This window comes from Dietzia sp. (assembly GCF_036741115.1).
Lineage (GTDB): Bacteria > Actinomycetota > Actinomycetes > Mycobacteriales > Mycobacteriaceae > Dietzia.
Window position 1 is genome coordinate 1 of sequence record NZ_DAINST010000054.1, and the last position, 13,306, is coordinate 13,306.

Annotated in this window: 14 protein-coding genes and 1 pseudogene; 9 read left to right on the top strand and 6 right to left on the bottom strand. The window is 66.4% G+C overall.

Going from position 1 to position 13,306, the window contains the following annotated elements; all coding sequences use genetic code 11:
- Positions 1-870 (bottom strand): DnaA ATPase domain-containing protein (locus V7E05_RS09480; protein ID WP_333619415.1); only part of this gene is annotated, 870 nt, incomplete at its 3' end.
- Positions 871-1,528: 658 nt separating this feature from the next.
- Here V7E05_RS09480 and rpmH point away from each other — a divergent pair.
- The 9 genes from rpmH (at position 1,529) to V7E05_RS09525 (ending at position 8,242) form a co-directional block, all read left to right on the top strand.
- Positions 1,529-1,672, top strand: a complete 144-nt coding sequence (gene rpmH / locus V7E05_RS09485; RefSeq protein WP_333619416.1) for a 50S ribosomal protein L34 — start codon at positions 1,529-1,531, stop codon at positions 1,670-1,672.
- Positions 1,673-1,710: 38 nt separating this feature from the next.
- Positions 1,711-2,133, top strand: a complete 423-nt coding sequence (gene rnpA / locus V7E05_RS09490) for a ribonuclease P protein component (RefSeq protein ID WP_333619417.1) — start codon at positions 1,711-1,713, stop codon at positions 2,131-2,133.
- 49 nt (positions 2,134-2,182) lie between these two features.
- Positions 2,183-2,440, top strand: coding sequence for a membrane protein insertion efficiency factor YidD (gene yidD / locus V7E05_RS09495; RefSeq protein ID WP_333619418.1), 258 nt, complete (start codon positions 2,183-2,185; stop codon positions 2,438-2,440).
- 76 nt (positions 2,441-2,516) lie between these two features.
- The gene (yidC, locus tag V7E05_RS09500; RefSeq protein ID WP_333619419.1) at positions 2,517-3,764 is read left to right on the top strand and encodes a membrane protein insertase YidC; all 1,248 of its coding nucleotides are present in this window, start codon (positions 2,517-2,519) and stop codon (positions 3,762-3,764) included.
- 129 nt (positions 3,765-3,893) lie between these two features.
- A complete protein-coding gene (locus tag V7E05_RS09505; protein WP_333619431.1) occupies positions 3,894-4,400 on the top strand; it encodes a Jag family protein in 507 nt (168 codons plus the stop codon).
- A gap of 123 nt (positions 4,401-4,523) precedes the next feature.
- On the top strand, positions 4,524-5,249 hold the full coding sequence (gene rsmG / locus V7E05_RS09510; RefSeq protein WP_333619420.1) for a 16S rRNA (guanine(527)-N(7))-methyltransferase RsmG: 726 nt from the start codon (positions 4,524-4,526) through the stop codon (positions 5,247-5,249).
- Positions 5,250-5,349: 100 nt separating this feature from the next.
- The gene (locus tag V7E05_RS09515; RefSeq protein ID WP_333619421.1) at positions 5,350-6,270 is read left to right on the top strand and encodes a ParA family protein; all 921 of its coding nucleotides are present in this window, start codon (positions 5,350-5,352) and stop codon (positions 6,268-6,270) included.
- A complete protein-coding gene (locus tag V7E05_RS09520) occupies positions 6,270-7,388 on the top strand; it encodes a ParB/RepB/Spo0J family partition protein (protein WP_333619422.1) in 1,119 nt (372 codons plus the stop codon). Before V7E05_RS09515 ends, V7E05_RS09520 begins: the two co-directional genes overlap by 1 nt.
- Positions 7,389-7,492: 104 nt before the next feature.
- Positions 7,493-8,242: a GNAT family N-acetyltransferase gene (locus V7E05_RS09525; protein WP_333619423.1), complete on the top strand. Its 750-nt coding sequence runs from the start codon at positions 7,493-7,495 to the stop codon at positions 8,240-8,242.
- 102 nt (positions 8,243-8,344) lie between these two features.
- Here V7E05_RS09525 and V7E05_RS09530 read toward each other — a convergent pair whose 3' ends face one another.
- The 5 genes and pseudogenes from V7E05_RS09530 to V7E05_RS09550 all read right to left on the bottom strand — a co-directional run.
- The gene (locus V7E05_RS09530; RefSeq protein ID WP_333619424.1) at positions 8,345-9,541 is read right to left on the bottom strand and encodes an N-acetylmuramoyl-L-alanine amidase; all 1,197 of its coding nucleotides are present in this window, start codon (positions 9,539-9,541) and stop codon (positions 8,345-8,347) included.
- 270 nt (positions 9,542-9,811) lie between these two features.
- Positions 9,812-10,243 carry a thioredoxin family protein gene (locus V7E05_RS09535; protein WP_333619425.1) on the bottom strand — a complete coding sequence of 144 codons (432 nt, stop codon included), beginning with the start codon at positions 10,241-10,243 and terminating at the stop codon, positions 9,812-9,814.
- A gap of 11 nt (positions 10,244-10,254) precedes the next feature.
- On the bottom strand, positions 10,255-11,283 hold the full coding sequence (gene trxB / locus V7E05_RS09540) for a thioredoxin-disulfide reductase (RefSeq protein WP_333619426.1): 1,029 nt from the start codon (positions 11,281-11,283) through the stop codon (positions 10,255-10,257).
- 181 nt (positions 11,284-11,464) lie between these two features.
- A complete protein-coding gene (sigM, locus tag V7E05_RS09545) occupies positions 11,465-12,109 on the bottom strand; it encodes an RNA polymerase sigma factor SigM (protein WP_333619427.1) in 645 nt (214 codons plus the stop codon).
- Between the two features lie 132 nt (positions 12,110-12,241).
- A pseudogene (locus V7E05_RS09550) lies at positions 12,242-13,306 on the bottom strand (protein kinase family protein); the annotation flags it as partial.

A 13,306-nucleotide genomic window follows, 5' to 3' on the forward strand; every position in this document is an offset into this window, starting at 1 on the left:
CTCCTCCTGCACCTGCTCCTTGCCGATGAGGAACTGGATGTCGTCGACCAGGAGGATATCGGCCTCGCGGTAGCGCTTCTTGAACATGTTCTGCCGGCCGTCGCGCACCGAGTTGATGAAGTCGTTGGTGAATTCCTCGGTGGAGACGTACTTGACCTTGAGGCCCGGCTGCATGTTGAGCGCGTAGTGGCCGATGGCGTGGAGGAGGTGGGTCTTACCGAGACCCGACTCGCCGTAGATGAAGAGCGGGTTGTAGGCGTAGGCCGGCGCCTCCGCGACGGCGAGCGCCGCGGCGCGGGTAAAGCTGTTCGAGCTGCCGGTGACGAACGCCGAGAATGTGTAGCGCGGGTTGAGGTCGTTGTTGCTGACCACGGCCGCGAGAGCTTCGTCGTTCTCCGGTACGTGGAGATCGCGCTCGCGCTCGACTCGCCGATCGGCCTCGAGCTTGTCCGCCGGGGAGGAGTCGTTCTCCGAGTGGGACGGTGAACCGTCCTGGTGTGCGGCGCCGTTGCGGTACTCGGCCGGCTGCTGATCGGCGTGGGAGTTCTCGCGGATCGGCGGGACCGTGCGGCGGATCTCCGGGAGGTCCGACTCCAGCGAGGAGTCGATGCGGACCGCGAGGTCCACCTCTTCGCCGAGGAGGCGCGACATCGCGGCGGTGATCCGGGTGCGCAGGTCGCCCTCGATATTGTCTCGCGCCATCTGGCTCGGGGCGGCGAACATCGCGAAGCCCTGGGTGAAGGCGATGGGCTTGACCAGCGACAACCATGCTCGTTGCTGTCGGGTGAGCGGCGGGATACCGGAATCCGGTGCGCCCGTGGTGAGCTCGTCGACGACCGTTGTCCAGACGGTGTCCAACTCAGGAGACATATGGTTGGTGTCTCCTTTCTCGGCGCAGACGTCATGGACCAGACAAGGTTAGCGCACGCGCCATCCACAGGATGGGCAGTACGAGTACCTGCATTTCCACATACTTGTCCACAGGTGTGGAAATACACGGGTGGTATTGAGTAGCGAAGTCCCCCGGCACCCCGCAGCAGGGTATGCCCGCCGAAAAGTGCGCTCCCAGCCCGTACCCGAGAGGGTGGTTCGCGGGTGGCGGGAGGGGCTTACTCGGAGTTGCCGGGACGTGTGGCCTGGCTTGCAGCCCCCCGGGGCCAACGCGTGTGAGACGTAACGTTAACAACCCTGATCGCGCCGGGGCAAGGTTCTAGAACCAGTGGATTACGGAAGTCAACGACGCCGGTTTCGGCGTGTCGTCACAATGGTCACAGGCTCCTGGGAGTTTATGCCTCGTGTGGCGCCTGGGAATCACATGGTTTGTGAAAAATCGCAGGGTCCGAGTAATCTTGAACAGTCTGTCGTGCCAGTTTGTGTGCACGGCCCGCCGTTCGTGCGCGAGGGCCGGGAGCGTCTCATCGCTTCGGGTAGGTAGTTTTCGCGCCGCGGCGGCACGAGAAGTAGAGCAGTATCGAAGTAGCGAGCATCGCGCTGTGCATACAGTCGCGGTCGAACGAAGGAGAATGCCGTGGCCAAGGGCAAGCGGACGTACCAGCCGAATACCCGTCGCCGTGCCAAGACGCATGGTTTCCGTCTCCGTATGCGTACGCGTGCGGGTCGGTCCATCGTCGCCGGCCGTCGTCGCAAGGGGCGCGCCAACCTCTCGGCCTAGTCCGGAGGCGGCGCTCCAAAATACTCGAGGATCACGCCGTGCTGCCGTCCCCGCACCGTCTCCGCCTGTCGTCCGATTTTCGGGCGGTCATGCGGAGTGGGGTGCGCGCGGGTCGGCCGTGCTGCGTCGTCCACGCGCTCGCGCACGAGCCCGATGTCGAGAGGACCTCTGGTCCCCGCTTCGGGCTCGTGGTGAGCAAAGCCGTCGGCAATTCGGTGGTACGCCACCGGATGAGCCGGCGGCTTCGCCATATCTGCGCCGAGGTGGCGTCGGGTGAGTACTTCGATATCGATTTCGTGGTGCGCGCTCTTCCCCCGGCGGTGGATGCGGATCCGGAGCGGCTTCGAGCCGAAGTGATCGGCGCGGCCGAGCGGGCGGCCGCGAAGGCCAGGCGCCGGTTGCCGGATACGCCGGGCACGGTGGCAGCGGCCCGCTCGGGAAACTCCCCGAATCGGGACTAGCCCGGCTCCGCGAGTGCGCGGCCGGCCAATGAGGGAACGGTGGAACGTAATGTCACGTGACGATACGTACGTGGGCAGCGTGCCTGCCCGAATCCTCACGTTTTTCGTCGTGTTCTACCGCGAGGGAATCTCCCCGCTTTTCCCTCCGTCGTGCCGATTCGAACCGACGTGTAGCGCGTACGCGCTCGAAGCCCTCCGCGTGCACGGCGCGTTCAAGGGCTCGATGCTCACGATCTGGCGGATACTGCGCTGCGCCCCGTGGTCCCGCGGTGGCTGGGATCCGGTCCCGCCGGCCCGCTCCCCCTGAGCCCCGCCCTTCTCCAGCGAATCCCTCCCGACCCAGTCCGTGAGTTGCGGACCAAGCCCCAAGGAACAATCGCGACATGTCCGTCATTACCGACAACCTCATCTATAAACCCATCTCCGGGATTCTGTGGCTGTGGCACAACATCTTCTCGTGGATCGGTGGGAAGCTGCCCGGTGTCGAGAACCCCGAGTCGAACGGCCTGATCTGGGCTCTCTCGGTGATCTTCCTCGTGCTCACCCTCCGCGTCATCCTCTTTTACCCGATGGCGCGGCAGATCCGGTACAGCCGCAAGATGCAGGTACTCCAGCCGCAGATGCAGGAGATCCGCAAGCGATACAAGAACGACCAGCGCAAGATGAGCGAGGAGATGCGCAATCTGCAGAAGAAGGAGGGTTTCAATCCCCTCCTCGGCTGTCTTCCTGCCCTCCTCCAGATTCCCGTTTTTCTCGGTCTGTTCCATGTGCTGCGCTCGTTCAACCGCATGGGTACCTCGTTCGGTTCCCTTGGGATGACGGCGGAGGAGACGCGCAACACGGGGAACTACGTCTTCTCCGCTTCTGATGTCCAGCACTTCCTCGATGCCCGTCTGTTCGGCGCTCCGCTCTCGTCGTACGTTTCGCAGCCGATTGAGCAGTTCCAGGCGTTCGTCGATCCCGGCCAGCCCGTCGACTTCAGCCGCCTGAATATCGTCCTCATCGCGATCCCGCTGATGATCATCTCGTCGGTGATGACGCATTTCAACGCCCGCCAGTCGTCGTCGCGGCAGCCGATCGACCCGACCAATTCACAGGCCGCGATCATGCGTCAGATGATGCTCTGGGTGTTCCCCATCGGCATTCTCGTTACGGGCGCGTTCTGGCCGATCGCGATCCTCGTGTACATGATGACGAACAACGTGTGGACCTACGGCCAGCAGCATTTCCTTTACGGGCAGATGGACCGCGAGGATGCGAAGAAGAAGGAAGAGGCGAAGGAGAAGCGCGATGCGCTCGCCCCGCGTGTAGGCGTAAAGCCGGTGAACCCGAAGAAGGCAGGCAAGGCCTCCGGGGGCTCGGCCACCGCGGTCGCGGAGAAGAAGGACGCGCGATCGGCGGAGCGTGGTTCGGAGCCGGAATCGTCTTCGGCCAAGAGCGAAGCGGGTGAGAACTCGGCTCCGAAGGGCTCCAAGGGCTCGAAGGGTAAGGGCTCGGGTGTAGAGGCCGAAGCGAGCGCCGGAGCGTCGAAGGCGGCCACTCCCCCGGCGCCGGGTGGTGCTCCCAAACCCGGGCAGCGGCCGCAGGGTGCGAAGAAAAAGGGTTCGAAGAAGAACCGGAAGAAGAGGTAGCCGGCTTCGCCGAGCGATTCCCAGGAAGGGCCCCGACCGTTCGGTCGGGGCCCTTCGTGCACGGCACGTATGATTGGACCATTGCCCGGCACGGACGGGCCGCGGAGTATCCGATGTTTCACGTGAAACATCGCGAGAGGAGGACCGGTGTCGGACGAGCCCAATAGCCCGCCGGAGGACATGCTCGTTGAGGAAGGTGAGGTTGCCGGCGACTATCTCGAGACCCTCCTCGACATCCTCGACTACGACGGCGATATCGAACTCGACGTCGTCAGAGATCGCGCATCGGTGTCTATTGAAGGCGGGGGTGAACTCAATAGCCTCGTCGGTTCCGAGGGCCAGGTACTGGAAGCACTTCAGGAGCTGACCCGTCTGGCAGTTCAGCAGGAGCTTGGCGTCCGCTCGAAGCTTCTCCTCGATATCGCCGGATGGCGGGCCGAGCGAAGGGCGGCGCTCGGCGAGCTCGGGCGTGAGGCGGCGAAGGCCGTGCTCGACAGCAGTGAGTCCCAGACGCTCGATCCCATGTCGCCGTTCGAGCGAAAGATCGTGCACGACGCCGTCGCCGAAGTAGACGGAGTCACGTCGAGCTCGACCGGCGAGGAGCCAAACCGCCGGGTAGTAATTTTCCCGGAGTAGCTATTCGGCTTCCGGTGTTTCACGTGAAACATCGTGACAGTTCATCGGCGACCGTTCCCACCTCGCAGACGGCGATCCAAGAGGCGTACCCACGAAGAGAACAGATTGAGGTCTACTGAAGACATGGCCAACACTCCCCCGGAAGCCGCAGAGGTGTTCGGCGAACGCACCGACCTCGCGGAGAAGTACGTGCGTTTCCTCGCTACCGCGGGACTTGAAAGGGGCCTGCTCGGTCCTCGCGAGGCGGATCGGCTGTGGACGCGTCATGTGCTCAATTGCACCGCTGTGGCCTCCGCTATCGACCCGCCTCGGGAAGGGAACGCCCGCGGGATTCGTGTGGTCGACATCGGATCAGGGGCCGGACTGCCCGGAATCCCCCTCGTTCTGGCCCGTCCAGATCTCACGGTGACGATGGTCGAGCCACTCCTCAGGCGGACGATCTTCCTCGAGGAAGCGATCGACAGCCTGGGGCTCCGAGAGCGCGGCCTCGAGATCTCGGTTGTCCGCGGGAGGGCCGAGGAGAAGTCGATCCGGGAGGATGTAGGCGGAGCGGATGTCGTCACAGCCCGGGCCGTCGCCCCCCTGGCGAAGCTCGGCCAGTGGTGCACTCCCCTTCTTCGTCCGGGTGGGGCATTCGTTGCCCTGAAGGGAGAATCTGCAGCCGACGAGCTCAAGAGGGACGGGCAGGCCATGGAGAGGGCCGGACTTTCCGGTGCGGCATCCACCACTGTGACGGTCCCGGGGGCGGAGCCCACGTACCTGGTCACCGCGACACGTTCAGAGGCGCACTCACGTCGCGGCGGACATGGGCAGCGGGATAAGCTTGATCGGACCAAGCAAGGCAAATAGCGCGAATGTCCGACTACGTTGGCCGTAAGTCGACAATCGATGTTTCACGTGAAACCTCGAGGGTCGACAGCACCCGAGGAGAATGGAGAAAGGCGCGTGCATGAGTGACGACACTCCGATCTTTGCCGCTGCGCGACAGGCGAGCGAGATCATGCACGGGACGGGCCTCGATTTCGAGCGGCCCTCCTCTCCGCGGATCATTTCTATCGCGAACCAAAAGGGCGGCGTCGGGAAGACGACTACGGCGGTCAACCTGGCGGCGGCGCTCGCGGCAGGCGGCCTCGGGGTGCTTGTCATCGACCTCGACCCACAGGGCAATGCCTCGACAGCGCTCGGAGTCGACCACAGTGAGGGGACGCCGTCGAGCTACAACCTTCTCCTGTGGGAGCAGAACTTCCAGGAACTCGCGCAGCAGAGCCCGACAAACCCGAACCTCTACTGCGTGCCGGCCACTATCGATCTCGCAGGCTCGGAGATCGAGCTCGTCTCGATGTTCTCCCGCGAGCGAAGGCTCGCCGAGGTCCTCGTCCCGGAGGACCTCACGGCGCTGGGTATCGACTACGTATTCATCGACTGCCCGCCGTCGCTCGGGCTCCTTACGCTCAACGCCATGGTCGCGGCCCGCGAGATCCTCGTCCCCATCCAGTGCGAGTACTACGCCCTCGAGGGCGTCACACAGTTGCTGCGCAACGTGGAACTCGTGACCCAGGCTCTCAACAAGGACCTCGAAGTCTCGACCGTCGTTCTGACGATGTACGACGCTCGAACGAACCTTTCGAATCAGGTTGCAGAGGAGGTTCGAAAGCACTTCGGGGACAAGGTCCTCCGGAACGTGATCCCCCGCAATATCAAGGTCTCCGAGGCGCCGAGCTACAACCAGACGATCCTCGACTACGACCCGGGGAGCAAGGGCGCGCTCGCATATATCGACGCCGCGCGGGAGATCAACAAGCGGTACATCGACGAGCACGGAGCAATGGCGAAGACGGGCGCAGAAGCGCCGAGCGAGGGTGGAGAGTAATGGCGGGCAACAACAAACGGAGCGGACTTGGGAGGGGCATTGCTGCCCTCATCCCCACCGCGGATCAGGGCCATGGTCCGAGCCTCGGGGATTCGGCGGCCGATGTGATCCTCGGACCACGGACGGGCGCAGGCGGGGAGAAGCCTCCACGCCCGGGTGTTTCACGTGAAACACTCGCGGACCGGAATCCCTCTACCCCTCCGCGCCCCGCTCCCCCACGCACGGACGGCAGCGACGACACCGCTTCGGCCTCGGAGGCACCGAACCACAACATCACTACGAACGACGAGGGTACAGAGATCGTCGATCCCGGCGCGGTGCTCCGAGAGATCGCTCCCGCCGCGATCGAGCCCAACCCGAAGCAGCCGCGCGCTGTTTTCGACGAGGAGGCACTCGCCGAACTCGTGCATTCCGTCAGGGAGTTCGGTCTCCTCCAGCCGATCGTCGTCCGCGATATGGGCGAGGGGCGCTACCAGCTCATCATGGGCGAGCGCCGGTGGCGGGCGAGCCAGGAGGCCGGCCTCGAGACGATCCCGGCAGTCGTGAGGCAGACCGCCGACGAGAACCTCCTCCGCGACGCGCTCCTCGAGAACATCCACCGCGTGCAGCTCAATCCTCTCGAGGAAGCCTCGGCGTACGAGCAGCTCCTCGAGGAGTTCGGGGTCACCCAGTCTCAGCTCGCGGAGCGCATCGGGCGCTCTCGGCCCGCGATCACCAACGCCATCCGCCTCCTCCAGCTTCCGCCGGCCGTCCAGCGCAGGGTGGCGGCCAAGGTCCTTTCGGCCGGCCACGCGCGCGCTCTCCTTTCGCTCGAAGGCGATCCTCAGCTCAAGGAGGACCTCGCGGCGCGGATCATCGCCGAGGGGCTCAGCGTCCGAAGCACCGAGGAGATCGTCGCGCTCACGAATGCCAACGGAGCATCCGAAGAGAAGGAGAAGAAGCGGCGGGCCCCCGCCGAGCCGGATCCCGAACTCCAGTCCGTGGCGAACTCGCTGTCCGATCGATTCGAGACGAAGGTGTCGGTGGCGATGGGCAAGAAGAAGGGCCGGATCACCATCGACGTCGGCTCCGCCGACGACCTCAAGCGCATCGTCAAGATGCTCAAGGGAAAGCGATAGATCTGGCCGATGAGCCCGAAATCGCGGCGAAAGCGTCGTGAACTGGGATGCGGCTAGTAAACGTCACTGTGACAGTATGACGAAGGATGGTCCGAAGGAGGGGCATGAGCGAGGTTGGGCGCGACGGAGCGGATCCGGCCGACAGCGACACGATCGTCGTCCCCGTCGATCTACTCTCGCTCGACCGGCTCGACACCCACTCCCGCGCATGCGTGTTCTGGCAGACCGATGGCGACCCCGGCTCGAGCGGGCCGTGTAGTTCGGGCGGCGGGGCGGTCGCGCCGCCGGCGTCGAGCCGCGAGGATCGCGTCTTCGAGAAGGAGGCATGGTTGTCGAGTATTCTCCTCCAGTGGGGCGTGTGCGGGCTGGTCGCCGAGAATCTCGGACGCACGGTAGGCACCGCGACGTACGGCCCCACCGGCTCGGTCCCCCGCACGGCATGGTTCGGCAGCGGGGAGGTGGGATCAGATGCCGTCGTGCTCGCCGAGATCTATGCCGTCGATGGCGAAGCGGGGCGGCCGCTCGAGGGCGTACGGGACGCTCTGCTGGCCGCCGTCGTCGCGGACATCGCCCGCCGAGGGGTCAAGGCCATCGAGACCTTCGGGCTCACCGAGCACGCGGTGGACCGCATCGGCTTGGACGCGCTCAGCGCGTGCGGTCCTATTGCCTGCATGGCGATGGCCGATTTCTTCCTTGCTCGGGGCTTCGAGGTCGTCGGACCCCACGAGGACTTCCCCCGCCTGCGCCTCGAAATCGACGGGGACCACGAATGGCAGGAAGACGTCGAGTACGCGCTCGACCAGCTGCTCTTCGAGGCCGCACTCCGACCGGCGAAGTCCGTGTCGATCCGCTGAGCCTCGGCACTCCGGGCGCTCGGCCCCTGGGGCACGGAAAAGGCCCGCACCATAACGGTGCGGGCCTTCTCTCGTGGTCGAGCTAGATTGTGACGTGCGGCGTCACTGCCGGCCTGCGTGCCTGTCCTCGAAGGACATGATGTCGTCCACGGAAAACGTGCCGGTGGTCATGTCGCCGTCCCCGAGAAGATAGAGGCGCTTGATGCCGACCAGGATCGAGTCGACGACCTGCTCGCGAACCTCTCGATCGAGCAGATTCGCCATGTCGGACTGGTTGTGGACATAGCCGAGGTCGAGCTGCACCGAGGGCATACGCGTGCGGCGCAGGAGCGGCCAGCTGCGGCCGTGCGTACGGTTGTCGTGCGCGCCGGTGCGGGCGACGATCTCGCGCTGGATGTAGCCGGCGAGCGCCTCCCCCATCATCGACACGACGCCGAGGGAATTGCCGAAGTAGAAGGCGGCTACGCCGTTGGCCTCGGGGTTGTGATGGCGGTCGAGGCGGAGGCTGATGAGGAGATCGGCCTGCATGGAATTCGCGATCTCCGCGCGCTCGTCGTCGCTGGGGAGGATCGAATCCGGCCGCGACCACAGGACCTCGACACCCGCGCGGGTCATCAACGCCGCGAGGTTCTCCGCCAGGTTCCAGAGGATCTGGGCATCGGTGACCGTGCCCATCGGGGTCTCCACCGTGAGCGGCGAATCCGATCCGCTCGGCCCGGGATCTAGGACGATCCGCTTGCCGAGGAGCTGCGGGCCCGAGTTGCGGGCGCGCTCGCGCTGGACGATCGAGCTGAGGTTGCCGCCGGAGACCAGGGTCGAGAGGTTTGACAGGCTGGCGAGAGTTGCGGGACCGACGACGCCATCGGGCGTGAGGCCTGTTGAGCGCTGATATTCCGTGGCCGCGTCGTGGGTAACGGGGCCGAAGGTTCCGTCGATGTTCCCGGTGTAGAAACCGAGCTCGTGGAGGCGCTGCTGGAAGGTCACGACATCGTCGCCCGCCATCGGGCGAGTGACCACGAAGCTCATGTCCCGCGAACCGAGCTGGTGGACGGTGTCCGCGAGAGCGTTGGCCGTGGCGGGTCCGACGATCCCATCGGCGATCAGCCCGCGCGACTGCTGGAATGCGCGGACGGCGATCTCCAGATCGGCATCGAAGAGGGCATCAGTGTTCTCGGTGGCCGAACCCACCTCGGGCTCCGTGAGCCCGACGGAATCGAGTTTGTGCAGCAGTCCGAGACCTGCGAGGCGAGCCCTGATCTGGGCCACCTCGACTCCCCTATCGCCTTGACGAAGTGCCATGCCCTCCCATTTCTGCCGCCCGCTCCGCGAAGGAACGGGTTAACCCACCGTAGTGGTCCGGCTATTCGAAAATCCCGAGACGGGTGCGGTACCCGGATCGGGCGGCCGACGGACCGCAGACGGAGCCGCAAAGAGCCGTAGACCTTTATCGATACCCCGCTCAGGATACCCGCTACCGGCGGTAGGAACAGAACCGAGAAACGCGAATCGGCCCGCGAGCTGCACGAATGCGCGCAGATCCACCTGTTCCGGGGGAAAAGCGGAGTGCGCCTACAGAACTGACTCGATAAACGAGGAAATGGCCTTCTTCGGTTTGGCGCCGTGGAGTGTGGCGACCTGCTCCCCGCCCGAGTAGGCGGCGAGCAGTGGGATGGAGAGAATCTGCAGGTCCGCCGCCAATTCGGGGTTGTCCTGGATATCGACGGAGAGCATCGTCACATCGCCCGAGAAGCGGGCCGCGAGCTCGGCCAGCACCGGCTCCATGGCGATGCACGGCCGGCACCACGGGGCGACGAAATCGACGATGACCGGGGCGTTGGCGCTCGCCTCGACGACCTGCGAGCGGAACTCGGCGGCGTCGATGCGTGGGAGGCCGGCCGGGGCGGGGACTCCGCCCGGTCCCGAGCCGCCCGAGGCCCCGCCTCGGCGCGCGGTATTGCCCGAATCCCCGCGCGAGCGGGAGAAAGAGAACCGGCCGGGCACGGAGCTACCTGCTACTTCGCGCCGAGGGAAGCGAGGTAGTGCTCGGCATCGAGGGCGGCGGTGCAGCCGCTTCCCGCTGCCGTCACGGCCTGCTGGTAGCGCTTGTCGACCAGGTCGCCGCAGGCGAAGACGCCGGGCAGGTTGGTCGCGGAGGCCTGGGCGCCGGAGCCGGCGAGCACGTAGCCCTCGGAGTCGAGGTCTACCTGGCCGGAGACGAGGCCCGAGCGGGGATCGTGGCCGATGGCGACGAACATCGCGGCGGTATCGAGCTCGCTCTCCGCGCCGGTCACGGTGTCGGTGAGCTTGAGCGCGCGGACGGCGCCCGCATCGTCGCCCTCGACGCGCGCGACGACCTTGTTGGTGAGGATGTCCACCTTCTCGTTCGCGCGGACGCGGTCCTCCATGATCTTCGAAGCGCGGAACTCGTCGCGGCGATGGATGAGCGTGACCTTCGTGCCGAAGCGTGAGAGAAAGCCGGCCTCCTCCATGGCGGAGTCGCCGCCGCCGATCACTGCGATCGGCTTGTCCTTGAAGAAGAAGCCATCGCAGGTGGCGCACGAGCTGACGCCGCGGCCGAGGTACTCCTGCTCGCCCTCGACGCCGAGGTAGCGGGCGGCGGCACCCATCGAGAGGATCACCGAGCGGGCCGCGTAGACGTCCTCGCCGACGTGGACCTTCTTGATCTCGCCGGTGAGCTCGAGGCGGGTGACCTCTTCCATGCGCAGGTCGGCGCCGAAACGCTCGGCCTGCTCGCGCATGTTGGACATGAGATCCGGGCCCTGGATGCCCTCGGGGAAGCCGGGGAAGTTCTCGACCTCCGTGGTGGTCATGAGCGCGCCGCCGTACTCGAGGCCCTCGAAGACCAGCGGGGCCAGCTCGGCGCGGGCCGCGTAGATCGCCGCCGTGTAGCCAGCGGGGCCGGAGCCCACGATGATCACGTCGTGGACCTGGTCCGGATCGGCGGCCGAGCCGGAAGGGGTGGCCGTGGGCTCGGCTGGATCGTCGGCGTCGAGCTGGATGGAGAAGCCGGAATCGGTCATAACGGTAGATCCTAAGGTGTGGAGGTCGGAGGCGCGGCGGCGGTGTTGTCGTGCTCGGGCCCGGGTCTCGGGCTCGCGGCGCGATCCCGCCGCCACCAGTGTCCAACACGGGCGACCGCGGCGTTGTTCCCGGGCCGGGTCCGACTCCCTTCCGACCCCGCCCAGGGCCCGTTCTGGTCGCTCACTGCGACAGCGTGATCCCCTCGAGGCGTGGGGCGAGGTGCCGCCGCCCGCGCGTGCACCGGCTCTTTACGGTCCCCACCGGCACGTTGAGCAGGAACGCGGCATCGGCAACGGTGAGGCCGTACATGTCCACGAGGATCACCGCGTTGCGCATCCCCTCGGGGATCTCGCGCAGCGCCTCGGCCACGACCAGCGACCACACGGGGCTCTGGTAGTACAGGGTTCGGTACGAGACCTGCTCGGCGAGAACTGGGGTGAGCTCCACGCACCGCAGCCGCAGTGCTCTGCGCATCCGGTCCCTGCACGCGTTGACCACGATCGTGTACATCCACCCGCGCACCGCCGACTCGCCGCGAAACGTGCGCGCCTGCCGCGCGGCCGAGAGCAGCGCCTCCTGTAGGGAGTCCGAGGCGTCCTCCGGCGACACGGACGTGCGCAGGGCGGTGCGCCAGAGCACGTCGTAGTGGCGGCGGACGAGAGCGGCGAAAGCCGATTCGTCTCCCCCTATGTGACGGCGGAGGAGCTCGATATCCGGACATTCGGTCTCGCCGGCGCCCGCGGAATGTGCAACGGCTCCGGCGGCGCCGGGGCGCGCGGATGCCGCGGGGGGAGGTGGGACTTCGAGGGCTGTGGGGTTGCTCACGGGGTCGAATCTAGGGCCCCGAGCGGCGCGGTGGGGTGCGCTACTTTCGCGGAGCGGGCCGGCGAGCGAGGTCCGCCCTGGGGAAACGCCCGGATGCGCGCCACACGGCGACAGCCGGCCCCAGCCGAATTCCTACGCCGGTGAGCCGAGCAGGTCGACCTCGCCGATCTTGGCCTGGTAGCCGGTGGCGGCGGATCCGTCGAGCTCGGTGATCCAGATGATCACGTTGTCCACGGGCTTCTTCGTATCGAGGTCGACGATGGCCTTGCCACCGCTCACGGTGCCCTTGCCGATCACCTGGGTATCGGACAGAGAGGAAGGGTTCGCGGTCGGCGCTGAGCGGACCTCGAAGGCCATCGTGCGGTCCGGGGAGTCGAGCTCGAGGCGGGAGAGCTCGGCGGGCTTCGAAAGCGAGAGGACGAGGCCGAGTCCCGGCTTGAACGCCGAGGGCCCCGTGCCGAACTGCTGCTCGTAGGTGTCCGTCTGCCAGACGGTCCCCGGGTCTCCGTCGGTGGCGTTCACTGCGAGGGCAGAGTTCTCTGCGGAGCCCGCGGAGGTCGAAGGCTGCCACGTGGTTGCCGAGGCGATGTCGAGCTTCTCACCGGTCGGCGCAGCGGAGGAGCTCGGGGCCGCGGACTCCGAGGAGGACTTGTCCCCGCCCTTGTCTTCCCCCTTGTCCCCGGCGTCGGCCTCGCGCGAGGACGTCTGAGCGCGCTGCATGGCGTCGAGCTTGTCGGCGAGCGGCACCTCGTCCTTGCCGCCGAAGCCGCCCATGAACGCGACGAGGAGCGAGACCACGACGATCACGCCGACGACGCCGGCGCCGGCCATGATGAGCCAGCGGTTCTGGTCCCGGGCCCGCTTCTCCTCGAGCTCGGACTCCGAGGCCTCCTCCCAGACCGCGTCTCCGCCGGATCCCCGGGACTCCTCGAAGTACTCGGGATCCTCGGGGCCGAAACCGCCCTGGCCTGCGGCGTCGATCAAGGAGATCACGGTCTGGGCCGAGGAGACGCTACTGCCGTCGAGGGTGCGTGTGGAGAGCATGGAGAGGTCGACGGGCGCGCCGCCGGTCTGTGGGTCGACGGGCTTGCCGTCGGAGTCCCGTTCGGCGATGGGGAGACGCGCGTCTGTGACGGCGGTCTGCTCCGCCCCCTCGGGGAGCGGACTCGGCCACGTGCCGGTGAGCGACGCGTAGAG